Source organism: Peribacillus sp. NPDC060253 (genome assembly GCF_042727425.1).
GTDB lineage: Bacteria > Bacillota > Bacilli > Bacillales > DSM-1321 > Peribacillus.
In genome coordinates, this window is the sequence record NZ_JBHXAS010000031.1 from 1 (window position 1) to 26,385 (window position 26,385).

Genomic DNA, 26,385 nt, shown 5'->3' on the forward strand with positions numbered 1-26,385 from the left:
ATAATATTTTATTTAACACAATTTATGCAAGGTATTTTTGAATAATTTTACAATTTGGAGTGGTTTTATTTGTATCAGTCTTTGTATCGCATTCTTATTGAACTGACGAATGGAAGGTATTCATCAGGTTTATTAAAGCATTTTAGCCAATCGCGCTGGAGCAGGCCCTTAATTTTACTATATGTAAAAACATTCAACCTTAATCAACAAGAATTTGGAAAGGATATAAAAGCGTATAGCAATTTGCACGAGCTATTTACAAGGCAATTAAAGGCAGAAGCCAGGCCGATTACGGCAGTCCCGTCTGCGGTGGCATGTCCCGTGGATGGTGTTCTTGAGGATTCAGGGGAAATACGCACGGATAAAAAGATCGTCGTTAAAGGAAAAGTATATTCAATGGAGGAAATGGTCGGGGATGAGCTATTTTTGGAAAAGTACTTAGGCGGCAAATATCTCGTGTTATACTTAAGCCCGAGTCATTACCATAGGATCCACGCACCAATCAAGGGTTCAGTGGTCAAACGTTGGACGCTTGGAAGGAAATCGTACCCCGTTAATAAATGGGGGATGAAATATGGAAAAGAGCCTTTGTCAAAAAATTATCGCACAATAACTGAGCTTCAAAATGAAGCGGGAAATTTGGCAATGGTGAAAGTTGGTGCCATGTGTATCAATTCGATCGTCATTACTGATGAATCGGATAAATTGGAAAAAGGACAGGAATTTTCCTATTTCAGTTTTGGCTCGACAGTCGTCCTTCTTTTTGAAAAAGGCAGTTTTGAACTGGAAGGGAATTTATCCATTCCCGCCGATGTCCGTGTCGGTGAAACAATCGGATACATGAGAGCCGTTTAACCTTAACCACATAGTAAAAATAAGAAGGCTGACATATGATGTCAGCCTATGTATTTCATATTAAAATATTGATCGGATTTTATGTGTTAAGGATCTTCGATGAATTTCCGTTTCTATGAGGCGGATGAAATCGGTACTTAACTTTAAATTCTGCGCTTTAAAATAGGATTCCAGCAACAGGTCATCAGATAGTTTTTGCATTAGAACGCCACTTACGGCTGCTCACCTCCAGTAGAAATTGCGAGGAATAGTTTGGTGTTTCCTTGCATATATTGATAAGTCATCCTTGATGTACCCCTACTGTATCAGAAATAAACGTGGAGAACAATCGTTCTGTTATCCACAGTTGAAAGTGGATAACCTGTGGTTAAGTTGTTTACAAAGTGAATGAAATGATGCACATCAGTATGGGAAATGTTAGTAAAGTTATCCACAGGTTGGGTAAATGAATTTTTTGTCGAAATCTTTTGGGAATAATTAGTTCTTTTGTTCTGTTCGACCCACTAATTTCTCCTTCTTTAATAAAAAATGCCTTCCCATATCAGAAAACTTACATTATGATGTTTTTTTACCGTCAGCCATTCTTTTCTAATTTTTTTTGAAAGTAAGCCGGAAATTCGATATGATGGAGACGGTAAATTTTAATGAAAATATAGAGGTGCAATTATGCTTAAATTATTTTTGCCGAGTGAACATGTTAAAAGCATTTTTAATATAGATCCTCAAGAATTGAAAAAAAGAGGGATTAAGGGAGTCATTACCGATTTGGATAATACTCTCGTTGAATGGGACAGGCCAACGGCTACCCCTGATTTAATCAAATGGTTCGACAATATGCGGGACCATGGGATTTTAGTGACGATTGTGTCCAATAATAATGAAAAACGGGTTCGGTCATTTTCCGATCCGCTTCAAATTCCGTTCATTCATCAGGCTAGGAAACCGATGGCAAAAGCTTTTCATAAAGCCCGTAAGACGATGGGACTGAAGTTAGAAGAAACAGTGGTAATCGGCGATCAGTTATTGACGGATGTATTGGGAGGGAACAGAGGCGGGTTTCATACGATTTTAGTGGTCCCTGTCGCCCAAACCGACGAATTCAGAACGAAAATCAATCGTTATTTTGAAAGAAAGATCATGGCGTTTTTTAAACGAAAAGGAATGATAAAATGGGAGGATCACAATTGAACAATCATCAAGAATTAGTATGCATCGGGTGTGGCGTGAAGGTCCAGACGGAAGATCCGAAGGAGTTGGGCTTTGCGCCTCAATCAGCTCTGGAAAAAGAGAGCATCGTTTGTCAGCGCTGCTTTAAATTGAAACATTATAACGAAGTTCAAGATGTATCCTTAACAGACGATGACTTCTTGAAAATCTTGAATAAAGTAGGCGAAACCGATTCCTTAATCGTCAAAATCGTCGATATTTTTGATTTCAATGGAAGCTGGCTTCCGGGCCTACATCGATTTGTTGGAAGAAATGATGTTCTTCTCATTGGTAATAAGGTCGACTTATTGCCTAAATCAGTAAAACCGAACAAATTGATTAATTGGATGAAGAAATCGTCGAAGGAGCTGGGGCTAAACCCGGTTGATGTCCTGCTTGTCAGTGCAGAAAAGGGAAAGCACGTACTGGAAGCGGCTGATGCGATTGAACGGTATCGCAGAGGAAAGGATGTCTATGTCGTGGGCTGTACGAATGTAGGTAAATCGACTTTCATAAACCGACTTATAAAAGCAGTGAGTGGAGAAGGTGATATCATTACGACATCCCACTTCCCAGGCACAACTTTGGATATGATTGAGATTCCTTTGGATGATGGACAGGCATTGATCGATACACCAGGAATCATTAATCATCATCAAATGGCTCATTATGTGGACAAACGGGATTTCAAGGTGATTATGCCTAAGAAGGAAATCAAACCGAGGGTGTATCAATTGAATGAAGGGCAGACGTTATTTTTCGGAGGATTGGCTCGGCTGGATTATGTTTCCGGGGGAAGACGTTCACTGACTTGCTACCTTTCAAATGAATTGAACATCCACCGTACGAAATTGGAAAATGCCGATGAATTGTATGAAAATCATGCCGGGGAATTATTGACGCCCCCACGTCCTGATCAAATCGAGGAGTTTCCGAAGTTGATTCCACATGAATTCTCCTTAAAAGATGGTAAAATGGATATTGTGTTTTCTGGTCTTGGCTGGGTTACGGTCAATGAGCCGGGAGCGAAAATCGTTGCGCATGTCCCGAAAGGCGTCAATGTGATCGTTCGTAAATCATTAATCTAAATATATAGGGGTCGTCTAGTCTATGAAAAAGATATATGGGGTAATGGGAGATCCAATTGCACATTCAATGTCACCAGACATTCATAATGATGCATTTGAAAAAGAAAATATAGAAGCGGTTTATCACCATTTTCATGTGACGAAAGAAGGTTTGGGCGATGCTGTAAAAGGCATGAAAGCCCTTGGTATAGAAGGGTTTAACATCACGATTCCTCATAAGACTTCCATCATTCCGCTCCTTGATGAAGTGGATGAACTGGCCCTTGCAATTGGGGCTGTAAATACGGTTGTTAACAAAAATGGTCGATTTATAGGGTATAATACAGACGGAAAAGGATTTTTCAAATCTTTATGCGATGAAATATCAGGTGACATTAAGGCTAAAAATACGTTAGTGATCGGAGCGGGCGGTGCTGCGCGTGCGATTTATTTTACCCTTGTAAAAGAAGGGGTAAAGCAAGTTGATATTGCAAATCGGACAAAGGAAAAAGCGGCCGGACTTGTTTCTGATTGCCCATATGATAAAGTATCGAAGGCACTCTCGATTATCGAAGCGGAAGAAAGCTTATCACAATATGATTTAATCATCCAAACGACTTCTTCTGGGATGAGTCCGGAAGTGGATCATTCACCGTTGAAGATCGACCAGCTCAAAACCGGTGCAATCGTCAGCGATATCATCTATAACCCTCTGCAGACCAAGCTGCTGCGTGAAGCGGAGGAAAAAGGGGCGGAAACGCAAAATGGTTTGGGGATGTTCATCAACCAGGCTGCGCTCGCTTTTGAGATATGGACAGGCATTATGCCGGATACAGCAAGAATGACAGATATTGTCTTGAACAAACTAGGAGGTAACACATGTTAACAGGAAAACAAAAAAGATTCTTACGATCAAAGGCCCATCACCTGAATCCAATTTTTCAAGTTGGTAAAGGCGGAGTCAATGATAATCTCATCAAGCAAATTGGTGAGGCGCTTGAAGTACGTGAAATAATCAAGGTCAGCATCCTGCAAAACTGTGAAGAGGACCGCAATGATGTGGGACTTTCTTTATCAAAAGGAGCAAGGGCGGAATTGGTTCAGATTATCGGCAACACAATTGTGCTGTATAAAGAATCAAAAGAAAACAAACAACTTAAATTACCTTAAGGAACCTATCTATGAAAAAAATTGGAATTCTTGGCGGTACATTCAATCCCCCGCATATCGGTCATTTAATTATAGCGAATGAAGTGCTGGACGCTCTTGAGCTAGATGAAATTAGATTCATGCCAAATCATGTTCCTCCTCACAAGGAAAAATCGGAGGAAGTAACTGATATGGACAGGCTGGCAATGTTGGAAAACGCGATAGCCGGAAACCCATCTTTTTATATTGAGGGTATTGAAATAGAAAGAAAAGGCACATCTTATACGTATGATACGATAAAATTGCTGAAAGAACTTGAGCCAACCAATGAGTTCTATTTCATAATTGGCGCAGATATGATTGAGTATTTACCTAATTGGCACCGTATTGAAGAACTGATGGACCTGGTCAATTTCGTCGGGGTGAAGCGCCCTGGCTATAATGAAAAGACCGTATACCCAATCACGATGGTAAAAGTCCCGCAGATGTTCATATCATCTTCCATGATACGCAGGAAGTTAAGAACGGGAAAAACCGTGAAATATTTAATAGCAGATCCAGTGGTGAAGTATATTAAAGGGAATGGTTTATATGAATCGTGAGAAAGCATTGGCGCTGGTCAAGGAGCAAATAACCGAGCGCAGGTACATTCATACTTTAGGTGTTGTAGAATCAGCCATTGAACTTGCCGAAATGTATGGAGCTGACGTCAAAAAAGCGGAACTGGCAGCAATTTTCCATGATTATGCAAAATTTCGTCCGAAAGAGGAAATGGATCAAATTATAATCTCTGAAAACATGGCGCCGGATTTACTCCAATATAATATGGAGTTGTGGCATGCTCCTGTCGGGGCTTATCTCGTGAAAAAGGAAGCAGGTATCACCGACGTTGAAATATTGGATGCGATTGCCTATCATACGTCCGGCAGGGTTGGCATGAGCCTATTGGATAAGGTCGTATATCTTGCTGACTATATTGAGCCCGGACGTTCTTTTCCCGGAGTCGATGAAGTCAGGCAGACTGCCAAGCAAAATTTGGACCATGCTGTCATCCAGGCTTTAAGGAATACAGTTGTTTTTTTAATGAAAAGAAATCAGGCAATTTACCCTGACACATTTAAGACATATAATGATTTGATCATGAATTTGAAGGAGAAGATGTAATGACTGAACGTGAACTTCTTGTAATTGCAGCAAAAGCGGCGGATGATAAAAGGGCCGAAGATATCGTAGCACTGAACATGCAAGGGATATCCCTTGTCGCGGATTACTTTTTAATCTGTCACGGTAATTCTGAAAAACAAGTTCAAGCCATAGCTCGTGAAATGAAGAGCAAAGCTGATGAATCAGGAATCAATGTAAAACGCCTTGAAGGTTTTGACGAAGCGAAATGGGTGCTAGTGGATCTTGGCGATGTAGTGGCCCACATTTTCCATAAGGATGAAAGAAACTATTATAACCTCGAACGTTTATGGGGAGATGCACCTTTTGAGGATCTAGAGAGTGAACTGACTACATGACCTACGAACGCTTTGCCTATGTATACGATGAATTGATGAAGGACGCTCCCTATGAAAAATGGCTGGTGATCCTTACGGCGAAGCTGGAGCAGTACGGAATTGACGGAAGGAAGGTCCTGGATTTAGCGTGTGGAACCGGGGAAATGACCGTTGAATTGGCGCAACACGGATTTGAAGTCACGGGCGTGGATTTATCGGATGAAATGCTTCTGGTTGCCAATGAAAAAGCGGTCAAGCTTGGATTATCGATTCCTCTTTTCCAACAGAATATGGCAGAACTCGAGGGACTTGGTCAATTTGACTGTGTCACGATTTTTTGTGATTCGTTGAACTACCTTCGTGACGAAGCGGATATAGTTAAAACGTTTAACCGGGTTCATGAGCATTTGAAGGATGGCGGATTATTTTTGTTTGATGTCCATTCCATTTATAAAATGGAAAAAGTCTTTCAAAATCATACGTTCGCGGTCAATGATGAAGAAGTATCTTATATCTGGGACTGTTTCCCGGGTGAAGAACCTTACAGTGTGGAACATGATTTAAGTTTTTTTGTAAGGGACGATGAAAGTGGTCTGTATGACCGTTTTGATGAGTTGCATTATCAACGGACCTATCCAGTTGAACAATATAAAAAGTGGCTGCAGCAAGCAGGTTTTACGGTTTCTGAACTACTGGCGGATCTTGAAGAAGCACCGCTTGTAACGGAAACCGAAAGAATCTTGTTTGTAGCCAGTAAATAATGAAGAGGTCAAGAATCTCCGTTCGTACATCACGCGTACGAGTGGAGGTCTGACCTCTTCTTTTTTTTATATTAAGAAGGAAAATAGATATAGATTACGAATATTAATAAGGATGGCCGAACTGCTTTTCAACTTCGTGAAGATCTTCAGCAAACTTTTCATGTGTCGCTTGAAAAAGATGATGGAACATTTCCCCGGTTTCAGCTTCTAAAACCTTGATCCCCTCACCTGTTATTCCACCCTTTACACACACCTTTTCCTGTAAGGCCGGCAATGTATAAACTCCCTTCCCAAGTAGTTCCCCTAAGCCTATCAGCATGTTCTCAGTCAAAGTCGTAGCGGTTTCCTTGTCTATCTTCGTCGTTTGGCAGGCCGCGTCAATAAAAGCTTGTGCTAAATAGCTAAAGAAAGCCGGACCGCAGCTGACGATGTCGGAAGAGACCCGGGTGATATCATTTTCAATGATGACCGGTGCCGATATGGCGGATGCCAAATCATATAAAGAAGACTTTGTCTCCACACTGCAGCTTTTTCCAAAGCTTAGTAATGATACCCCTGAACCCACACGGTTCGTTATGCTAGGGATAAAACGGGCACAAGGGGCACTCACTGCCGATTCAAGCTGAGAGACTGAAAGCGGACTTGTAATGGAGATAAGTAGTTGTTCTTTTTTTATATGATGTTTGATGCCCTGTAATAGGCTATCAATTTGTAATGGTTTTACACAGATAAAAATAAAGTCCGCTTGTTGGGCTATTTCGACTGCGCTTTTTGCAACCTCGATACCTGGGTGCTTTTCTTTCAGCATTAATGCTTTGGAAAGTGTTCGGTTCGTTATCAATAAATCTGCCGGATTCAATTTTTTTGCCTCCAGCCAAGCCTCAATTAAGATGGTACCCATATTGCCGGTTCCAATTACACCGATTTTCTTCAATGCCGATCAACTCCTCTCTCTTAAAGCGATTGATTCTCCTAAAAACACTATGTATTTTTAATCTGTCCTATGACAATGTATTATCCGATATCTAGCAAGGAGGCAAAGAAATGGATGGAATTTCAAAAAAGAAAATGGTGATGACAGCCGCTGCAATGGCAACTGTAGTAGCGGCGATTTCCTTTTTTTTGCAACCAGGAAAGGATCCGGTTAATCCGCAGCCGGAAGATATATTTGCCGTTTCTGCAAAAAAGGATGGAATGGAACAAAGTGAAAGTGAAATCGATGAAGAACCTCCTATCATTAAAGTCGATGTAAAAGGAGCGGTACTGGCCCCAGGCGTATTTACTGCCCAGGCGGGTGACAGGGTAATCGATTTGATTTCGGCTGCGGGCAGTTTTACGGACAGGGCCGATAAGAATAAAGTGAATTTTGCCCAAATTGTCGAGGACCAAATGGTCATTTATGTACCGGAAGTAGGTGAAGAAGACGGGGGAATAACGGAGAATATACAAGTCGCTTCATCTGGCTCTGCTTCACTAGGGACGTCAAGTGGGCAGGTGAACTTGAACACGGCTACCCAGGAAGAGCTGGAGACCCTGACGGGAATTGGACCATCCAAAGCGGCCGCGATCTTGGAGTATAGGGAAACGGTAGGGAAATTCGAGCAGGTTGATGACTTGAAGAAGGTATCGGGGATCGGCGATAAAACATTTGAAAGGTTACAGGCTTCCATTTCGGTGAAATGAATGATTGAATAGGCTACACAAAAGGACAAGAAGAGGGTAAAATTGAAGAAAATCATTCAACCGAATTAGGGGATTGGGGATAACAACATGAACAGAATTAGTTGGGATCAATATTTTATGGCGCAAAGCCATTTATTAGCTTTAAGGAGCACATGCACACGCCTCACTGTCGGCGCGACGATCGTCAGGGATAACCGAATCATTGCTGGAGGATATAATGGATCCATTGCAGGAGGGACGCACTGTATTGATGAGGGGTGTTATGTCATTGATAACCATTGTGTCAGAACGATACATGCCGAAATGAATGCACTATTGCAATGTGCGAAATTCGGGGTGCCTACTGATAAGGCAGAAATATATGTAACGCATTTTCCATGCCTTCAATGCTGTAAATCACTCATCCAAGCTGGAATCAAAGCTGTTTATTATGCGGAGGATTACAAAAATCATCCATATGCTCTTGAATTATTCAAGCAGGCTGGTGTCAAGACCGAAAAGGTTGAATCGAAAGGGGCCATCGATGTTAACGGAAAAGAAAAACTGGACTTTGTGCATTCATTGCTAGCCCAACTTAAACATTCAGGAATGAAAAGCGATGCAGTATTGGAGCTGGAAAGGCAGGCAAAGCAGATATTCGGTAATTAAATTGGACGGGAGGGCAGGCATGGCCAGACACCTTCTCTTACTAGCCATTTCGGCAACATTTGGAGTTTCGGCCCATTCATTTTTTAATGTAAGGTTTCTAATCGTTATCCTTATTTTTCTTTGTTTCCTTTATTATACGGTCGGGTTGAGTGTGAAGGCACTTAGCCTGCATTTAGTGATCATGGCAATTTTTATAGGTGCCGCCACCTTAGCTGATCATCGAAACAACACCGTCTATACTGGATCGGAAAGCGACTTTATCATCACATTTACCCACCAACCGAATATAGATGGAAATGCATTGAAAGGATTCATCGAAAGTGAGCGAGGCGAACGGCTAATGCTTCGTTATAAAATTACCACCGAACAAGAAAAGGAAAATCTGAGCAGGCTACTGCAAATCGGCTTATCCTGTCGGGCCGAAGGGAACTTGCAAACTCCCGACAAACACAGGAATGAAAACGGATTCGATTATCAGCGTTATCTTTTGCGGCAAGGCACCCATTGGATATTTAAAGCTGATTCCATTTCATTTCAAGAATGTGTTGTGGATGGAAATTCGATGGTCGTTTCGATTCGTAATCTGCGCATGAAGGGAATTGCTTATATTAGAGAACACTTTCCGGAAGAATCGAGTGGTTTCGTCACAGCTCTCGTTTTCGGTGATCAGACATATATTGATGCAAATGACCTTACTAATTATCAGCGGCTTAGTCTGGTGCATTTACTGGCGATCTCTGGCCTTCATGTCAGTTTTTTAACGGGGTTGTTATTTTATCTTGGCATCCGGATTGGAATTACACGGGAAAGGATGACGGTGGCCATCCTAATCTTCCTTCCGGTTTACATGATACTTACAGGAGCTAGCCCATCAGTGGTGAGATCATGTTTAATGGCCATGCTATTGTTTTTACTCCTGCTATTCAAGAAACGAGTCTCGGCTGGTGCCGCAATCGGAGCGGTTTATATGGCATTGATATTTTTTCAACCTAATATGCTCTATGATATAGGTTTTCAACTTTCATTCGCGGTCACTTTTTCAATCATCATGTCTTCACGCATTTTCTCATATTATCCGCAAAAAACGATGCAGCTTTTCATCATCAGTTCCATCTGCCAATTGTCAGCACTTCCAATTTTGCTTTTTCACTTTTTTGAAGTATCTTTTCTTGGAGTGTTCTTGAACGTATTGTATGTGCCGCTTTATTCCATCATTTTGCTTCCTTTGTCACTGATTTCCCTCTTTATTCATTTATTGCTGCCTTCCATCGGACAGCCCCTTCTATCGATATTGAACTTCACCTTCATACTCTCTAATAAAGCCGCAGATGCAGCAGCGAATTTGCCCCTATCCTCTATTTCATTTGGAAAACCACATTTCATCATGATGATATTTCTTGTTATTACCCTTTTAGGATTATATCTGAATTGGGAAGAATCTTTTGATAAAAGTAAAATCTGGTGGGGAATTATGATGGTTCTTTTACTTTTTCAATATAATTTGCAAAAGCTTTCTCCCTTTGGTGAAGTACAAATGATCGATGTCGGACAAGGTGACTCCATTTTGATTATCCTGCCGTTCAACCGCGGAAATTATTTGATCGATACGGGCGGTCAAATTACATTCCCCATCGAAACATGGGCAAAAAAGCGAAAAAAGTTCAATACGGCGGAAGATATCATTATTCCTTTATTGAAAAGTAAGGGAATTCACCAATTGGACAAACTGATTTTAACTCATGCGGATGCAGATCATGTGGGCAGTGCAAAAGAATTAATTGATCATTTCAAAGTGGAGGAAATCGTGATTGGAGGCTGGAATGAAGAGCATTTTCGAGACTTGGATTTTGTGTCAAGGGCAAGAGAGAAAAAGATGAAGATAACGGTCATGAAAAGGGGAGACCAATGGGTAATGGGCGGAGCGCGGTTTTCCGTTCTAGATCCTCATGAAAAAGAAGAAAATAAAAATGATTCGTCCATAGTCATATACGCAGAGCTTGGGGGATTGTCATGGTTATTAACGGGAGATATGGAGGAAGAGGGGGAAAGGGGATTTTTGGACACTTTTCCACAGATACAGGCGGATATCTTGAAGGTTGGTCACCATGGGAGCAAGACATCTTCTTCCTCCTCCTTTCTTGAACAGGTAAAGCCAAGAGCTGCGCTTATTTCAGTTGGAAAAGATAATAGATACGGTCACCCTCACGGAGACGTAATCAGGAATCTGGAGGAAAATGGCACACGGGTGTTCAGGACGGATGAAGATGGTTCTATTATTTACAAGTTTTACAAAAGGAAAGGAACCTTTCGAAAGACTCTTCCATAGTATGTAGAAAATCAAAAAGAAAGAGACTGCAACGGCAGCCTCCTTCCGGAAAAATAAGTGCATGTTTAAAATGAAATCAGGATCCGACAGCTTTAATGACGACAGCTATGGTGAACATGGCAGCGAAGAATACAAAAGAACCGATGAATCCCATAGCGGAATCAGCGACGTCATCTGTCTTTGATTGGACATTCTTTTCGAATTCGTTCATTATTTACCCCTCCTATTTCTGCTAATAGTATAAAACATTACCAAAAAAAAATCTACCGGCTGCATTACTTCATTTCCTTTACTGACAAGAGTTGTCACAAATAGTTTGGGACTTTGAGGTCAAAATAAAGGTACAAACAAAGCAAGCAAAAAAGAAAAGCTCAATTTATGTTCTACATGAATACTTTACCCGCTTTCAAGGGAGATTACCCGGGCCTTCCTTGAAAGTGTTCATATAGATCCGGAACTAGTCCTTTAGGGGGCTAGTTCCCTTTATAGCTTGTCAAATGGTCCATCCACCTATACCATTAGAGAAGAATACATAAAAAAGAGGCGGATTCTATTGGTATTAGACGTATGGAAAAGCATAAAAAAAGGGCAATTCGCGCCAGTATACTTGTTGTATGGAACGGAAGCCTATCTAATTAATGAAACGAAGCAGCTATTGATTGAGAATATCCTTCACGAGGATGAGATGGATTTTAACTTTTCACAATTTGATTTAGAAGAGACGCCTGTTGAAACAGCGCTTGAAGATGTCGAGACCCTTCCATTTATCGGGGAAAGACGTCTTGTATTCATGCAAAACCCATTTTTTTTGACAGCTGAAAAAACGAAGTCGAGAGTTGAACATAATGTGAAAAGACTTGAAGCATATTTGGCTGATCCTGTTCCTTATTCTATTGTTGTATTAACCGCTCCTTATGAAAAACTGGATGAACGGAAAAAAATCACCAAGGAACTGAAGCGTAAAGCGGTTCTCGTTGAAGCGAAGAAGCTTGGGGACCATGAGTTAAAGGGGTGGGTGAAGGAGCGGGTTGAAGCTTCTTCGGTCCAAATAGATGAACAGGCCACAGAGCTTTTACTTGAACTTGCAGGAACGAATTTGATGATGCTGACGAATGAACTGGATAAAATGGTGCTTTATGTAGAAGCTGATAAACACATAACAGTCGATGTTGTGGAAAAGCTAGTCGCTAAATCCCTGGAGCAAAATATATTCACGCTTGTTGATCATGTATTACAGCGGAAGATGGAGAGCGCCATGACGATTTTACATGATCTTCTCCGCCAGAATGAAGAGCCGATTAAGATATTGAGCGTTATGGCGGGACAGGTCAGGTTAATGTATCAAGTGAAGGAGCTTTCTCGACAAGGATATAGCCAGCAAAAAATTGCAGGACAATTAAAGGTGCACCCATACAGGGTAAAGCTGGCACTTGAAAAGACGGGGAAATTCCAGGAACGCGAGCTGTTGAGCATCATGAATGACTTAGCGGAGGCAGATTATAAAATGAAGACTGGGCAAGCCGATAAGGCGATAACGCTTGAGTTGCTGCTTTTAAAAATTAGATAAAAAAAAGGTGGCAGATACACTGTCACCTTTTTTTACACGAAAAAACACGCACAAAAAAAACGATCCTATTGGATCGTTTATTTTTTTGTCATTATGCGTTAAGAGCGTTAAGTCTTTTCGCTAAACGAGATTTTTTACGGGCTGCCGCATTTTTATGGATTAATCCTTTAGATGCAGCTTTGTCTAATTTTACAGCAGCTGTTAAAAGAGCTTCTTTAGCAGCTTCAACGTTTTCACCAGCTAATGCAACTTCAGCGTTTTTCACTGTAGTACGCATAGTTGATCTAACAGTAATGTTATGAACGCGTTTTTTGTCGTTGATTTTCACACGTTTAATAGCAGATTTAATGTTTGGCATTCCGTTCACCTCCTACAAAGAAATCGAGATTATATGAACTCGACTTTTCAAATCCATATCAAATAGCACAAGTGATATTCTATCAGACTGCTCATGAATATGCAATACTTCAGATTGAGAATCGAAAAGGAATTATAATTTCTGGAATAAATTCATCTCGTCATAATTGATTGTACCAAAAAAATGAATAATAAAAAAGCAAAAACGACAGAATGTTTAAGAGAGACTAGTGAAATTACTAGATTAGATACAATTCAAACAGCAGGAGGGCGCTATGGAAAAACATTTGGATCTTAGTAAATACGGAATTCGAACAGATTTGGCGATTGAAGCAAAGGAAATTGCCCTTGAACATAAAGGTGTTGTTGAGGAAGTGGATGTATCCCATATTGAAGGGGTCATCATTAAGGAAAAAGATGTGGATGATCTGAAGGTATCCTTAGTCGAAGTCACGGCGGAGGGGGAAAAAGAAATTGGTAAAAAACAGGGCAGTTATTTAACTATCGAAGTCCAGGGGATCCGTCAGCAGGATACGGATACGCAGCAGAGGGTAGAAAAGGTGTTTGCCGATGAACTGGCTTATTTCTTAAAACGGAATAAAATCACCAAGGAAAGCAGTTGTTTAGTTGTCGGACTGGGTAATTGGAATGTTACTCCTGATGCCCTGGGGCCTGCAGTCGTTGAGAACCTTGTAGTCACGAGGCATTTGTTCGAGTTGCAGCCGGAGTCCGTTAAGGAAGGGTATCGGCCAGTCAGTGCTATTTCTCCAGGCGTGATGGGAATTACAGGAATTGAAACGAGTGACATCATAAAAGGTGTCATTGAGAAAAGTAACCCCGATTTCCTGATCGTCGTTGATGCTTTGGCTGCCCGTTCGATCGATCGTGTAAACTCAACGATTCAAATTACGGATACAGGCATTCATCCTGGCTCTGGTGTAGGTAATAAACGAAAGGAAATAAGTCAGGATACACTTGGAGTTCCTGTAATAGCCATTGGGATACCTACCGTCGTTGATGCTGTAGCGATTGCTAGCGATACGATTGATTATATTTTGAAGCATTTTGGCAAGGAAATGAATGAAGGTGACAGACCATCACGTTCGTTGGCTCCCGCCGGATTCAGTTTTGGAAAGCGTACAAAGCTGACCGATGAAGATATGCCAGGGGAGAAGGAACGCCAAACCTTCATGGGAATGATAGGTGTCCTCCCTGATGAAGAGAAGCGGAAATTGATTTATGAGGTGCTGTCACCGCTCGGTCAAAATTTAATGGTTACACCGAAAGAAGTGGATGTTTTCATTGAGGATATGGCCAATTTGATAGCTAATGGGTTGAATGCAGCGTTGCATAACTCAATAAATCAAGAAAATACTGGCTACTACACCCGTTAAATCCTTTTTAGTGCCCAAAAATGGTGTTCTACCCTTTCTAGCAAAGTCATAGGTATTAATAGACAAGCTGTAGAGAGGGTGGAAGGATGAAAAGAAGATATTCCCCAGGGATCATAACAGCCATTCACGGATCAACAATTATAAAAACTTTTCTAGGTATTCTCGCCTTGCTTCTTTTTGTTTTTTCAGTCAGTGGGGTCATGACTTCCCTAAGACCTGAGTATCGGATATCTTCGGATTCCGTACATACTGTAGCCAACCAATTTTCAGGGAAAATGCTGTTCTCGATGCTGGCCAATGAAAACCATTATTTTTTTAATGCCCTGCCAGAAGGGAAACAAGAATCGGTGATCACGAAACAGTTGATAAAGGTATCGACCAACATTTCATTGGAGGACCCGCGAAGTTTACTTGGCCGGGAACTTCCTGGCTTTTCAATTTTTGATAATGAGATCCTCGTCGCTGGGGAAGGAACGAATTATACGAATATGCCGTATGAATCGTCGCCGCCTCTAGACGTCCTGAATGAAGAAAGGGATGCATCCCTGCAAAACCTGGATGAGATTGAAGAACCGGAAAAAGGAGTGGCCAATCAGCCTAAACAAACGACCAATGGGCGGAAAGTGGTTGAGATTTATCATAGCCATAACCGGGAATCGTATCTTCCTTATTTAAAAGGTGTGACCAATCCGGACCTTGCCTACCACTCTAAGATCAATATTACGAAACTCGGGGAACGGATGGTGGAAGATCTAGCTGATAAGGGGATTGGTTCCTCGCTCGATAGAACGGATATCATGGGTAGTCTGAATAATAAAGGATTGAATTATACTAAATCCTATCAAGAATCCCGAAAATCCGTGCAGACTGCAATGGCCAATAATAAAGATTTGGAATATCTCATTGATATCCATCGCGATTCAAAACGGAAAAAAAATACGACCATTACAATCAATGGTAAAGAGTATGCCAAGATCGCCTTCGTGATCGGTGGCAATAACCCGAACTTTGAAAAAAATGCCGCGCTTGCCAATAAGCTTCATAAAGCATTGGAAAAAAAATACCCAGGTATTTCACGCGGTGTTATGAAACAGGGCGGATCTAGCCATAATGGTATATATAATCAAGATTTATCAGGCAATGCCATGCTCATTGAAATTGGCGGAGTCGATAATACTTTCGAAGAAATGTACTTGACAGTCGATGCCTTTTCCGATGTTTTCAGTGAATTCTATTGGGATGCCAAGGCGGTGGATAAAACGACTGGGGAATCGGAAGCGAAGTAATTTGAAAGGAGTTCTCGATCATGGTTCGATTTTGGTTGAAATGTACAGGGATTGTGCTCGTGTTATTTTTAGGTGTTCTAATTGGGATGCAGCAGGCGAACGATGGGATGAAAAAAATGAAGGGGTATGAAGATCCCTCCTTGAATAGTGCATTCATTATCAACCAATCGGACCAAGGGGAGATGGAAGCGGATATTCTTGGCCAAAAAGTAACGAGTCATGATTTGGAGACGAAAAAAGAAAAGCTTGAAGAAATGAAGGCCTTCAACTTTTTCTCATCGATCGGCAAAACGCTTGGTGATACCATATCAGGAGCCTTTCAAGCACTTATAGATATGATCTAGTTGAGTGGGCTCTATCAAAAGGTTGCATCCGAATCCGGCATGCAGCCTTTTTTGATGCTTTGCCTTACAATGATGCTTCTTTTGTAACTATTCTGTTGAATCTTGCATTTTCTATTGATATAATGAAAAATAGTGTATTGTGTCGACTAGTGGGAGTGAACGTCATGAATAGAGAAGAAAAATTAAAAAGACAATCAAAGATTCGTAACTTTTCCATCATCGCTCATATTGATCATGGTAAATCAACATTGGCGGATCGTATCATTGAAAAAACGAACGCCATGACTCAGCGTGAAATGAAGAGTCAACTGTTGGATTCCATGGATTTAGAGCGTGAGCGTGGAATTACGATTAAATTGAATGCCATTCAATTGAAATATAATGCGAAAGATGGCGAAGAATATATTTTCCATCTTATTGATACACCGGGACATGTCGATTTTACTTATGAGGTTTCAAGAAGCCTTGCGGCGTGTGAAGGTGCTGTCCTTGTTGTCGATGCGGCACAGGGCATTGAGGCCCAAACGCTTGCAAACGTTTATTTGGCATTGGACAACAACCTGGAAATCATTCCTGTCATCAATAAAATTGACTTGCCGAGTGCCGATCCGGAACGAGTACGTGGAGAAATCGAGGAAGTAATCGGATTGGATGCTTCTGATGCAGTTTTGGCTTCGGCTAAGGCGGGAATCGGAATCGAGGAGATTTTGGAGCAGGTCGTAGAATTAGTGCCGGCACCGCAGGGAGACCCTGATGCCCCATTCAAGGCACTTATTTTCGATTCGCTGTTTGATGCATATCGTGGTGTGGTTGCCTATATCCGTGTTGTTGAAGGTTCCATTAAAGTGGGCGACAAAATCAAAATGATGTCCACTGGCAAGGAATTTGATGTAACCGAATTGGGTGTCTTCAATCCAAAAACCCAACAGTTGGATGAACTGAACGTCGGTGATGTAGGTTTCCTTACTGCAGCCATTAAAAACGTCAGTGACACGACTGTTGGTGATACGATCACAGGTGCCGTGAATAGTGCGGTAGAACCGTTGCCGGGTTACCGGAAGATGAATCCGATGGTATATTGCGGTTTATATCCAATTGACGCATCGAAATTCAATGATCTACGGGATGCTTTGGAGAAATTGGAATTGAACGATTCGGCGCTACAGTTTGAAGCGGAATCATCCCAAGCATTGGGCTTCGGTTTCCGTTGCGGCTTCCTTGGACTCCTTCATATGGAAATAATCCAGGAACGGATTGAACGCGAATTCAAGATTGATCTGATTACAACAGCCCCGAGTGTTATTTATGATGTTATCCAGACTGACGGAACGGTCCTGAAAGTGGATAACCCGTCTAATATGCCTGATGCTCAAAAGATAGAACGAGTTGAGGAGCCATATGTAAAAGCAACGATGATGGCACCGACGGAGTTCGTCGGAACGATCATGGAAATCTGTCAAAATAAACGCGGTAACTTCATTGATATGGAATATATCGATGAGACTCGTGTAAGCATTCATTATGAAATACCATTATCCGAAATCGTGTATGATTTCTTCGATCAACTGAAATCTAATACAAGAGGCTATGCTTCATTTGACTATGAGTTAATCGGTTACCAGCCGTCCAAGCTTGTGAAGATGGATATCTTGCTGAATGCTGAAACTGTCGATGCCTTAAGTTTCATCGTTCATAAGGATTTCGCCTATGAACGAGGTAAAGTCATCGTTGAAAAATTGAAGAAATTGATTCCAAGACAACAATTTGAAGTGCCGATCCAAGCAGCTATCGGGCAAAAAATCGTGGCCCGTTCTTCGATTAGTGCAATGCGCAAAAACGTATTGGCTAAATGTTACGGCGGCGATATATCCCGTAAACGTAAGTTGCTCGAAAAACAGAAAGAAGGTAAAAAGCGGATGAAACAGGTAGGTTCCGTTGAAGTGCCGCAAGAAGCTTTCATGGCTGTTTTGAAAATGGATGATACGACACCAAAAAAATAATGAAAATAAACGATAGAAAGAAAAAAGAGGGTAGAGGAAATCTAGCCTCTTTTTCTATCGACTCATACGATTAAAGGTTGTGAACACAATGATTAAAAGCGCCTACCTCCATATACCATTTTGTGAACATATCTGTCACTATTGTGATTTTAATAAAGTGTTTTTACAGGGACAGCCGGTCGACGAATATTTACAGATGATGAAAAGAGAAATGGTGATGCAGCTTTCCAAGTACCCGACAACAGGATTGGACACGGTTTTCGTCGGTGGAGGGACACCGACCTCTTTGGATGAAAAGCAGCTGGCATTCTTATGTGAAGCAATAAATGAAACGCTCCCATTTGATCCGAAAAAAGCTGAATATACTTTTGAAGCCAATCCAGGAGATCTTTCGAAAGAAAAACTCGAGATCCTTTATCGTTCAGGTGTCAACAGACTTAGCTTTGGAGTGCAAAGCTTCAATGATGAATTATTGAAACGAATTGGTCGGACTCACCGGGCTTCTGAGGTATATGAAACGATTCATTTGGCTCAAGAGGTGGGCTTTACGAATATCAGCATCGATTTGATTTACGGGCTGCCGGGGCAAACGATGGAAGATTTCAAGGACACGCTAGATAAAGCCATCGCCCTTCAATTGCCGCACTATTCCAGTTACTCATTGATTGTTGAGCCGAAGACGGTTTTTTATAATCAAATGCGAAGAGGTAAATTAAATCTGCCGCCTCAGGAGCTCGAGGCTTCAATGTATGAGCGGCTGATGGAAGAGATGGAGAAGCATGGTAACCACCAATATGAAATCAGTAATTTTGCCCGGGCAGGGTTTGAAAGCCGGCACAATCTGACATATTGGGATAATGTGGAGTATTATGGGATTGGTGCCGGAGCTCATGGCTATACTGGTGGAAAAAGAGTGGCCAATCATGGACCGGTGAAGAAATATATCGCACCATTGATGGAAAACCAGCTGCCGGTATTGGAGGAACATCCAGTTCCGCTTCATGAAAAAATGGAAGAGGAGATGTTTTTGGGACTCCGGAAAACAGAAGGAGTTTCATTGGAGAACTTCAAGAATAAATTTTTTGTTGAAATGACGGAGATTTTCAGGAAACCGCTCGAAGAAGAATCTGCAAAAGGTCTGCTATTGATTGAAGGTGGGTTCGTACGCTTGACCGAGCAGGGGAAACTGCTTGGGAATGAGGTGTTCCAATCGTTTTTAGGCGTTATTGAATCAGAATAAGAAAATCTCTTGTTATTTAACGATGAATTAGCGGTTTTCATTGTTGACATCATAAGCTTCATTTGATAATTTATTAGTATATTAGCACTCGGAGAGATAGAGTGCTAACAGAGGTGATCATACATGCTAACTGATCGTCAATTATTGATTCTGCAAGTGATAATCGAGGATTTTATCCATTCTGCCCAGCCAGTCGGGTCACGAAGCTTGTCGAAGAAAGATGAAATTACGTTCAGCTCTGCCACAATCCGCAATGAAATGTCCGATCTGGAAGAAATGGGCTTTTTAGAAAAAACCCATACATCTTCCGGTAGAATTCCTTCTGAAAAAGGGTATAGATATTATGTGGATCATTTACTTTCTCCTCAAGCTCCGAAAAAGAATGAAATGAAGTTATTAAAATCCGTTTTTGTGGAACGAATTTATGAATTGGAAAAAATCGTTCAGAAGTCAGCGAAAATCCTTTCGGAACTGACAAATTATACGGCGATTGTACTAGGGCCAAAAGTGAATGAACATAAGCTGAAAAAGATTCAGATCATTCCGTTGAGTCCTGAAACGGCTATCGCCATTATTATTACTGATACAGGTCATGTAGAAAATCGAATGATTTCCTTACCTCCTTCGTTTGATATAAACGAAATCGAAAAGATGGTGAACATATTAAATGCCCGATTGGTCGATGTTCCGCTTATAGATCTAAAGGATAAGATTTATAAGGAAGTGGCTGTTCTTTTGAGCCGCCACATTCATAACTATGGATCGATGGTATCGGTCCTGGCGGAGACGCTGACTGATACTAAGCCCGAAAAAATCTTTTTCGGCGGGAAAACGAATATGCTGAGGCAGCCGGAGTTCCATGATATTGCTAAAGTGAGCACACTGTTATCAATGATTGAGCAGGAACAAGGGTTTTATGAACTCATTACCCAAAATCCTTCTGGCATCCACGTCAAGATTGGTCGTGAAAATCAAAATACAGTGCTCGATGACTGCAGCTTGATTACCGCAACCTACTCAATCGGACAGGAGCAAGTGGGCACATTGGCCATCTTGGGTCCTACGAGAATGGAATATTCGAGAGTGATCAGTTTGCTTTCGTTTTTCTCGAAAGATTTAACGGCCCTGATGACAAAACTGTATCAAAAATAGGAGCAAAGGTAATATTGTTAAGGTGGCGGAGTGCAGATTCCGCAGCCTGGCATATTACTTTAGCATAAATTGTATAACCCTTTTAGGGAGGTGAGATTGTGACAGAAAATAAAAACGAAGAACAAACATTGGAAAATGAAACAATCGAGGAAAGCGCTGCAGAAGCAGTTTTCGCTGAAGCGGAACAAAACCAGGAGGAAACTCCGGTTGAAAAAGATGAACTTCAATTGGCTCATGATAAGATTGTTGAGCTTCAGGCAAAAATCGAAGAAATGGATAACCGTTATCTTCGTCTGCAGGCCGATTTTGATAATTCAAGACGCCGTGCCAAGCTTGATATGGAGGCGGCTCAAAAATATAGAGTTCAAAGTATTGCGATTGATTTAGTGGAGGCTCTTGATAATTTTGAAAGAGCTACAAAAATCGAAGCGGAAAATGAACAGACAAAATCCCTGCTATCCGGCATGGAAATGGTCTACAAAGCGATTATAGATGCATTGACTAAAGAAGGCATCGAGCCGATCAGTTCGGTTGGTGAAGAGTTCGATCCGCGTTTGCATCAAGCGGTCATGCAAGTTCAAGATGAAAACTTCGGTTCTAACATCATCGTCGAGGAATTCCAAAAAGGATACCTTCTTAAAGACCGAGTCATTCGACCTGCAATGGTAAAAGTGAACGAATAAAGATTTTACATATAAATAATTGGGAGGTAGTGAAACTATGAGCAAGATTATTGGTATTGACTTAGGTACAACAAACTCTTGTGTATCTGTACTTGAAGGCGGGGAACCAAAAGTAATCCCGAATCCAGAAGGAAACCGTACAACACCATCCGTAGTTGCATTCAAAAATGGAGAAAGACAAGTTGGGGAAGTGGCAAAACGCCAAGCGATTACAAACCCTAATACGATCATTTCCATTAAACGTCATATGGGTACAAACCATAAAGAAGTCATTGAAGGAAAAGAATACTCTCCGCAGGAAGTTTCTGCCATCATCCTTCAATACTTAAAAACTTACGCTGAAGAGTATCTAGGCGAAAAAGTGACAAAAGCGGTCATCACTGTACCGGCTTACTTCAATGATGCAGAACGTCAAGCGACTAAGGATGCTGGACAAATTGCTGGTCTTGAAGTGGAACGTATCATCAACGAACCGACAGCTGCAGCACTTGCATACGGTTTGGATAAAACGGAAGAAGATCAAACGATTCTTGTATTCGACCTTGGCGGCGGTACATTTGACGTATCGGTCATGGAACTTGGAGATGGCGTATTCGAAGTTAAGTCCACTGCCGGTGACAACCGTCTAGGTGGAGATGATTTCGACCAAGTCATCATTGACTATCTAGTAGAAGCATTCAAGAAAGAAAATGGAATCGATCTTTCTAAAGACAAAATGGCCGTTCAACGTTTGAAAGATGCTGCTGAAAAAGCGAAAAAAGATCTTTCAGGTGTAACTTCTACACAAATTTCATTACCATTCATCACTGCTGGAGACGCTGGCCCGCTTCACTTGGACGTAACGATGACTAGAGCTAAATTCGATGAGCTTTCTTCTGGTCTTGTGGAACGTACAATGGGACCTACTCGTCAAGCAATGAAAGATGCAGGTCTTTCAGCATCTGAAATTGATAAAGTCATCCTTGTTGGTGGATCAACGCGTATTCCTGCGGTTGTTGAAGCAATCAAAAAGGAAATCGGTCAAGAACCAAGCAAAGGTGTTAACCCTGATGAAGTAGTGGCCATGGGTGCTGCGATTCAAGGTGGCGTATTAACTGGAGATGTTAAAGACGTTGTTCTTCTTGACGTAACTCCACTTTCACTTGGAATTGAAACGATGGGCGGAGTATTCACGAAATTAATCGACCGTAATACAACGATTCCAACAAGTAAATCACAAGTATTCTCAACAGCGGCTGATAATCAAACAGCAGTTGATATCCATGTTCTTCAAGGTGAGCGTCCGATGTCAGCAGATAACAAAACGCTTGGCCGTTTCCAATTGAGTGACATTCCACCGGCACCGCGCGGAATTCCACAAGTCGAAGTAACTTTCGACATTGATAAAAATGGTATCGTAAACGTTCGTGCGAAGGATCTTGGCACAAACAAAGAACAAGCAATCACCATCAAATCATCTTCTGGTCTTTCTGATGAAGAAATCGACCGCATGGTACGTGAAGCGGAAGAAAATGCTGATAGCGACAAACAACGTAAAGAAGAAGTTGAACTTCGTAACGAAGCAGATCAACTAGTCTTCCAAACGGAAAAAACGCTTAAAGATCTAGAAGGAAAAGTGGATGAAGCGGAAGTAACAAAAGCAAACGAAGCGAAGGATGAACTGAAAGCTGCCATCGAGAAAAATGAGCTGGAAGAAATCCGCGTGAAAAAAGATGCACTTAACGAAATCGTTCAAGCTTTGACAATGAAGCTTTATGAAGAAGCGGCAAAAGCTCAGCAAGCTAGCGAAGCTGGTGCTGGCGAAGCCGGTGCAAAAGACGATAATGTAGTAGATGCAGAATACACGGAAGTTAACGAAGAAGAGAAAAAATAAAAAGTGACCCAAGCGGGACACTGATATATTGGGCAGTGAATTTCTGCCTGCCATTACAGAAAAGTCAAAGTCAGGTTATCTTGACTTTGGCTTTTTTTACAATGTATGGAATCATTGTCAGGAAGTGTCAACATCAACAGTTGCTGATGGGGGAAGGATTCCTGAGAATAAAGTGTACAAAATGATGTTGGCAGGATCAGATACAAAAAAGTGTTCAGGCCGTTTGTGCTTTTCTAGTTGATTATTATCTTCGTTCAGTGATAATATTACCTTTATGTGAAACGAATCGGGAGTGGATTTTAGATATGAGTAAACGCGATTATTATGAGGTGTTAGGCCTTTCGAAGAGTGCTTCGAAGGATGAAATCAAAAAAGCGTATCGAAAGCTCTCCAAACAATATCACCCTGATATTAATAAAGCGGACGATGCTGCGGATAAATTCAAGGAAATTAAGGAAGCTTACGAAGTATTGAGTGACGAACAGAAAAAGGCCCATTATGACCAATTCGGACATACAGATCCAAATCAGGGCTTTGGCGGTCAGGACTTTGGTGGTTTTGGCGGATTTGAAGATATTTTCAGCAGCTTCTTTGGCGGCGGCGGGCGCAGGAGAGATCCTAATGCACCTCGTCAAGGGGCAGATTTACAGTATACGATGACGCTTTCTTTTGAAGAGGCAGCATTTGGAAAAGATACTGAAATCGAAATTCCGCGTGAAGAGAATTGTGATACATGTAAAGGATCTGGCGCTAAACCAGGTACAAAAGTGGAAAACTGTTCCCATTGTCATGGAACCGGTCAATTGAATGTTGAACAAAACACAGCGTTCGGAAGGATTGTGAACCGGAGAGCATGTCATCATTGCCAAGGAACAGGAAAAATCATTCCTAGTAAATGTTCAACATGCGGCGGTGACGGGAAAGTACAAAAACGTAAAAAGATCCAAGTCAAGGTGCCAGCCGGAATTGATGATGGTCAGCAATTGCGTGTAACTGGCCAAGGTGAGCCAGGAATCAATGGCGGACCAGCTGGAGACCTGTATGTAGTCTTCCATGTGCGCAGCCATGAGTTCTTTGAACGTGATGGCGATGATATTTATTGTGAAATGCCAGTTACTTATGCTCAAGCGGCATTAGGGGACGAAATCGAAGTACCGACGCTGCATGGAAAAGTGAAGCTGAAAATTCCTGCTGGTACACAAACTAGCACTCGTTTCCGTTTAAAAGGAAAAGGTGTTCCGAATGTTAGAGGATATGGCCAAGGAGATCAGCATGTCGTCGTGTTAGTGGTCACACCTAAAAAATTAACGGATAAACAAAAGGAACTGCTTCGTGAGTTCAGCGATATAAGCGGACAAGATATAGATGAACAAGATGATGGCTTTTTCTCAAAAGTAAAGCGTGCTTTTAAAGATAGGTGAATAAAAGTAAAAGAACAAATTGGGAGTTGGTAGATTATGAAGTGGTCTGAATTTGCAATCCAAACAACGAATGAAGCGGTTGAACCTGTTTCGAATATTCTTCATGAGGCAGGTGCCAGCGGTGTTGTCATTGAGGATCCTCTAGAATTAGTCAAGGAACGCGAAAATGTTTTTGGCGAAATCTACCACTTGAACCCAGATGATTATCCGGATGAAGGTGTATTGATTAAGGCATATTTGCCAGTTAACAGCTTCCTTGGTGAAACGGTTGATGCCATTAAGGAATCAATCAATAATCTCCTTCTTTTCGATATAGACCTTGGGAAGAATGTTGTTTCAATTAGTGAAGTGAATGAAGAAGAGTGGGCGACCGCTTGGAAAAAATATTATAATCCTGTCAAGATTTCCGAGCGTTTCACCATCGTGCCAACATGGGAAGATTACACTCCAGTTAGCAGTGACGAATTGATCATTGAACTTGATCCCGGCATGGCCTTTGGAACGGGTACACATCCGACAACCGTCATGTGCATCCAAGCGCTGGAACGTACAGTACGCTCTGGGGATTTAGTTGTTGATGTAGGAACGGGTTCAGGCGTTCTAAGCATTGCGGCTGCATTATTGGACGCAAAAAAAATCCAGTCCCTTGATTTGGATGAAGTGGCTGTACAGTCAGCTATACAGAATGTAGAGCTGAATAATGTGCAGGATAGAGTGACCGTTTCACAAGGCAACTTGTTGGATGGTGTGAATGAACAAGCGGATGTCGTCGTGGCGAATATTCTTGCCGAAGTCATCATGCGTTTTACGGATGATGTGGCGAAGGTGGTTAAACCTGGCGGATATTTTATAGCTTCTGGGATCATTCAACCAAAGAAACAAGATGTGAAGGATGCGATTATAGCATCTGGCTTCACTGTTGAGGAAACGATCTTGATGGAAGATTGGGTAGCAATAATCGCGAAAAGAAATGATTAAATGAAAAAAGTTACTCTGGTTATCGGGTCTTTTGATAGTCAGGGTACCTTTTTTTAGCTTGAATCTTTGCACGGCTTGCACTCGGGAAACCGGACTGTTAGCCTGTAAGTTTTTTAGACTAGACGAAGTAGGTGGCAGTGTGCAACGGTATTTTCTTAACGATGAAGACATCATTGGAAACACGGTGACGATATCTGGCGATGATTTTCACCATATCGCCAGGGTGATGAGAATGGGACCAGGAGAGCGGATCATTACGGTGAAAGCTAGCGGCATGGCTGCTGTCACGGAAATTTCGGAAATTACGGATCATTCTGTTATAGGAACCGTGATCGAATGGAAGAATGAAGAAAAGGAACTTCCTGTAAAGGTTGTAATAGCGAGCGGTCTGCCTAAAGGGGATAAATTGGAATATATCGTTCAAAAGGGCACTGAACTGGGTGCCAATGAATTTATCCCTTTTATTGCTGCTCGTTCGGTGGTAAAATGGGACCGCAAAAAGGTAGGTAAGAAATTGGAGAGGCTCCAGAAGATTGCAAAAGAGGCGGCTGAGCAGTCTCACCGCACGGTTGTCCCTGCCATCAAGGATCCGATGACGGCAGATCAGATAGCTGGGTATGCTTCCGGTTTTGATCATAAATTAGTCGCTTTTGAAGAAGAGGCAAAACGGGGGGAAACTTCCGTTCTTGCTTCTGTCTTGAAAGATATCACCGCTGGGCAATCGATTCTGTTCGTGTTTGGTCCTGAAGGTGGCTTAGCAGAGAAGGAAATCGAAAAACTGTCCTATGCCGGTTTTGTAGCTTGCGGTCTTGGACCAAGAATATTAAGAACTGAAACAGCACCTTTATATGCACTTTCCGCTGTTTCTTATCATGTAGAACTTTTGAGGTGATGAA

28 protein-coding genes are annotated in these 26,385 nt (G+C 41.6%); 24 read left to right on the top strand and 4 right to left on the bottom strand.

All coding sequences use genetic code 11. The features are described 5' to 3' along the window. Window positions 1-69: 69 nt before the first annotated feature. Window positions 70-855, top strand: coding sequence for a phosphatidylserine decarboxylase (locus ACFWE9_RS10615; protein ID WP_377356701.1), 786 nt, complete (start codon window positions 70-72; stop codon window positions 853-855). A 60-nt stretch (window positions 856-915) separates the two neighbouring features. On the opposite strand, the gene ACFWE9_RS10620 is transcribed toward ACFWE9_RS10615, so the two are convergent. Next, window positions 916-1,056, bottom strand: a complete 141-nt coding sequence (locus ACFWE9_RS10620; protein ID WP_034311351.1) for a sporulation histidine kinase inhibitor Sda — start codon at window positions 1,054-1,056, stop codon at window positions 916-918. Between the two features lie 465 nt (window positions 1,057-1,521). Here ACFWE9_RS10620 and ACFWE9_RS10625 point away from each other — a divergent pair, with 465 nt between their 5' ends. Genes ACFWE9_RS10625 through ACFWE9_RS10660 form a run of 8 tightly spaced genes read left to right on the top strand, consistent with a single transcriptional unit; the run spans window position 1,522 to window position 6,537 of the window. Further along, window positions 1,522-2,043, top strand: a complete 522-nt coding sequence (locus ACFWE9_RS10625) for a YqeG family HAD IIIA-type phosphatase (protein ID WP_230155214.1) — start codon at window positions 1,522-1,524, stop codon at window positions 2,041-2,043. After that, window positions 2,040-3,149 (top strand): ribosome biogenesis GTPase YqeH, encoded by a 1,110-nt coding sequence (yqeH, locus tag ACFWE9_RS10630; protein ID WP_377356704.1) that lies wholly within the window; start codon window positions 2,040-2,042, stop codon window positions 3,147-3,149. The genes ACFWE9_RS10625 and yqeH overlap by 4 nt, the downstream gene beginning before the upstream one ends. Before the next feature lie 22 nt (window positions 3,150-3,171). Next, window positions 3,172-4,014 (top strand): shikimate dehydrogenase, encoded by an 843-nt coding sequence (aroE, locus tag ACFWE9_RS10635; protein ID WP_230155217.1) that lies wholly within the window; start codon window positions 3,172-3,174, stop codon window positions 4,012-4,014. After that, the gene (yhbY, locus tag ACFWE9_RS10640) at window positions 4,008-4,298 is read left to right on the top strand and encodes a ribosome assembly RNA-binding protein YhbY (RefSeq protein WP_230155220.1); all 291 of its coding nucleotides are present in this window, start codon (window positions 4,008-4,010) and stop codon (window positions 4,296-4,298) included. Before aroE ends, yhbY begins: the two co-directional genes overlap by 7 nt. An 11-nt stretch (window positions 4,299-4,309) precedes the next feature. Continuing rightward, window positions 4,310-4,879 carry a nicotinate-nucleotide adenylyltransferase gene (locus tag ACFWE9_RS10645; protein WP_230155222.1) on the top strand — a complete coding sequence of 190 codons (570 nt, stop codon included), beginning with the start codon at window positions 4,310-4,312 and terminating at the stop codon, window positions 4,877-4,879. Further along, window positions 4,869-5,441: a bis(5'-nucleosyl)-tetraphosphatase (symmetrical) YqeK gene (gene yqeK / locus ACFWE9_RS10650; protein ID WP_377356707.1), complete on the top strand. Its 573-nt coding sequence runs from the start codon at window positions 4,869-4,871 to the stop codon at window positions 5,439-5,441. Before ACFWE9_RS10645 ends, yqeK begins: the two co-directional genes overlap by 11 nt. Continuing rightward, on the top strand, window positions 5,441-5,797 hold the full coding sequence (rsfS, locus tag ACFWE9_RS10655; protein WP_101222622.1) for a ribosome silencing factor: 357 nt from the start codon (window positions 5,441-5,443) through the stop codon (window positions 5,795-5,797). Before yqeK ends, rsfS begins: the two co-directional genes overlap by 1 nt. Further along, window positions 5,794-6,537, top strand: coding sequence for a class I SAM-dependent DNA methyltransferase (locus tag ACFWE9_RS10660; RefSeq protein ID WP_230155226.1), 744 nt, complete (start codon window positions 5,794-5,796; stop codon window positions 6,535-6,537). The genes rsfS and ACFWE9_RS10660 overlap by 4 nt, the downstream gene beginning before the upstream one ends. A 103-nt stretch (window positions 6,538-6,640) precedes the next feature. Here the strand turns inward: ACFWE9_RS10660 and comER are convergent, their stop codons facing one another. Beyond that, the gene (gene comER / locus ACFWE9_RS10665) at window positions 6,641-7,471 is read right to left on the bottom strand and encodes a late competence protein ComER (RefSeq protein ID WP_290370506.1); all 831 of its coding nucleotides are present in this window, start codon (window positions 7,469-7,471) and stop codon (window positions 6,641-6,643) included. A gap of 110 nt (window positions 7,472-7,581) precedes the next feature. Between comER and ACFWE9_RS10670 the strand changes: the two genes are divergently transcribed. The 3 genes from ACFWE9_RS10670 (at window position 7,582) to ACFWE9_RS10680 (ending at window position 11,194) form a co-directional block, all read left to right on the top strand. Beyond that, the gene (locus tag ACFWE9_RS10670) at window positions 7,582-8,220 is read left to right on the top strand and encodes a helix-hairpin-helix domain-containing protein (protein WP_377356710.1); all 639 of its coding nucleotides are present in this window, start codon (window positions 7,582-7,584) and stop codon (window positions 8,218-8,220) included. A gap of 87 nt (window positions 8,221-8,307) precedes the next feature. Beyond that, window positions 8,308-8,868, top strand: coding sequence for a ComE operon protein 2 (locus ACFWE9_RS10675; RefSeq protein ID WP_377356712.1), 561 nt, complete (start codon window positions 8,308-8,310; stop codon window positions 8,866-8,868). Between the two features lie 19 nt (window positions 8,869-8,887). Further along, a complete protein-coding gene (locus ACFWE9_RS10680; RefSeq protein WP_377356714.1) occupies window positions 8,888-11,194 on the top strand; it encodes a DNA internalization-related competence protein ComEC/Rec2 in 2,307 nt (768 codons plus the stop codon). Window positions 11,195-11,270: 76 nt separating this feature from the next. Here the strand turns inward: ACFWE9_RS10680 and ACFWE9_RS10685 are convergent, their stop codons facing one another. Beyond that, window positions 11,271-11,405, bottom strand: a complete 135-nt coding sequence (locus ACFWE9_RS10685) for a YqzM family protein (protein ID WP_081108861.1) — start codon at window positions 11,403-11,405, stop codon at window positions 11,271-11,273. 342 nt (window positions 11,406-11,747) lie between these two features. Between ACFWE9_RS10685 and holA the strand changes: the two genes are divergently transcribed. After that, window positions 11,748-12,761 (top strand): DNA polymerase III subunit delta, encoded by a 1,014-nt coding sequence (gene holA, locus ACFWE9_RS10690; protein ID WP_230155234.1) that lies wholly within the window; start codon window positions 11,748-11,750, stop codon window positions 12,759-12,761. Between the two features lie 91 nt (window positions 12,762-12,852). Here holA and rpsT read toward each other — a convergent pair whose 3' ends face one another. Beyond that, a complete protein-coding gene (gene rpsT, locus ACFWE9_RS10695; RefSeq protein ID WP_034308554.1) occupies window positions 12,853-13,119 on the bottom strand; it encodes a 30S ribosomal protein S20 in 267 nt (88 codons plus the stop codon). 274 nt (window positions 13,120-13,393) lie between these two features. On the opposite strand from rpsT, the gene gpr reads away from it, so the two are divergent. The 11 genes from gpr to ACFWE9_RS10750 all read left to right on the top strand — a co-directional run bounded on the left by gpr (window position 13,394) and on the right by ACFWE9_RS10750 (window position 26,381). After that, entirely contained in the window at window positions 13,394-14,512 is a 1,119-nt protein-coding gene (gene gpr, locus ACFWE9_RS10700) for a GPR endopeptidase (protein WP_230155236.1), read from the top strand. Window positions 14,513-14,598: 86 nt separating this feature from the next. Next, on the top strand, window positions 14,599-15,798 hold the full coding sequence (gene spoIIP / locus ACFWE9_RS10705; RefSeq protein ID WP_230155238.1) for a stage II sporulation protein P: 1,200 nt from the start codon (window positions 14,599-14,601) through the stop codon (window positions 15,796-15,798). A gap of 20 nt (window positions 15,799-15,818) precedes the next feature. Next, window positions 15,819-16,142, top strand: coding sequence for a YqxA family protein (locus ACFWE9_RS10710; RefSeq protein ID WP_230155240.1), 324 nt, complete (start codon window positions 15,819-15,821; stop codon window positions 16,140-16,142). Between the two features lie 164 nt (window positions 16,143-16,306). After that, window positions 16,307-18,142 (top strand): translation elongation factor 4, encoded by a 1,836-nt coding sequence (lepA, locus tag ACFWE9_RS10715; RefSeq protein ID WP_230155243.1) that lies wholly within the window; start codon window positions 16,307-16,309, stop codon window positions 18,140-18,142. An 88-nt stretch (window positions 18,143-18,230) separates the two neighbouring features. Continuing rightward, window positions 18,231-19,382 (top strand): radical SAM family heme chaperone HemW, encoded by a 1,152-nt coding sequence (gene hemW / locus ACFWE9_RS10720; RefSeq protein ID WP_377356717.1) that lies wholly within the window; start codon window positions 18,231-18,233, stop codon window positions 19,380-19,382. A 123-nt stretch (window positions 19,383-19,505) separates the two neighbouring features. Next, the gene (gene hrcA / locus ACFWE9_RS10725) at window positions 19,506-20,534 is read left to right on the top strand and encodes a heat-inducible transcriptional repressor HrcA (RefSeq protein WP_230155253.1); all 1,029 of its coding nucleotides are present in this window, start codon (window positions 19,506-19,508) and stop codon (window positions 20,532-20,534) included. Window positions 20,535-20,632: 98 nt separating this feature from the next. Beyond that, window positions 20,633-21,217 carry a nucleotide exchange factor GrpE gene (gene grpE, locus ACFWE9_RS10730; RefSeq protein WP_290370507.1) on the top strand — a complete coding sequence of 195 codons (585 nt, stop codon included), beginning with the start codon at window positions 20,633-20,635 and terminating at the stop codon, window positions 21,215-21,217. A 37-nt stretch (window positions 21,218-21,254) separates the two neighbouring features. Next, entirely contained in the window at window positions 21,255-23,090 is a 1,836-nt protein-coding gene (gene dnaK, locus ACFWE9_RS10735; RefSeq protein WP_230155255.1) for a molecular chaperone DnaK, read from the top strand. A gap of 305 nt (window positions 23,091-23,395) precedes the next feature. After that, on the top strand, window positions 23,396-24,511 hold the full coding sequence (gene dnaJ, locus ACFWE9_RS10740; protein WP_230155257.1) for a molecular chaperone DnaJ: 1,116 nt from the start codon (window positions 23,396-23,398) through the stop codon (window positions 24,509-24,511). Window positions 24,512-24,547: 36 nt separating this feature from the next. After that, window positions 24,548-25,489: a 50S ribosomal protein L11 methyltransferase gene (gene prmA, locus ACFWE9_RS10745; protein WP_230155259.1), complete on the top strand. Its 942-nt coding sequence runs from the start codon at window positions 24,548-24,550 to the stop codon at window positions 25,487-25,489. Between the two features lie 139 nt (window positions 25,490-25,628). After that, window positions 25,629-26,381 (top strand): 16S rRNA (uracil(1498)-N(3))-methyltransferase, encoded by a 753-nt coding sequence (locus ACFWE9_RS10750; protein ID WP_377356721.1) that lies wholly within the window; start codon window positions 25,629-25,631, stop codon window positions 26,379-26,381. Window positions 26,382-26,385: the final 4 nt, after the last annotated feature.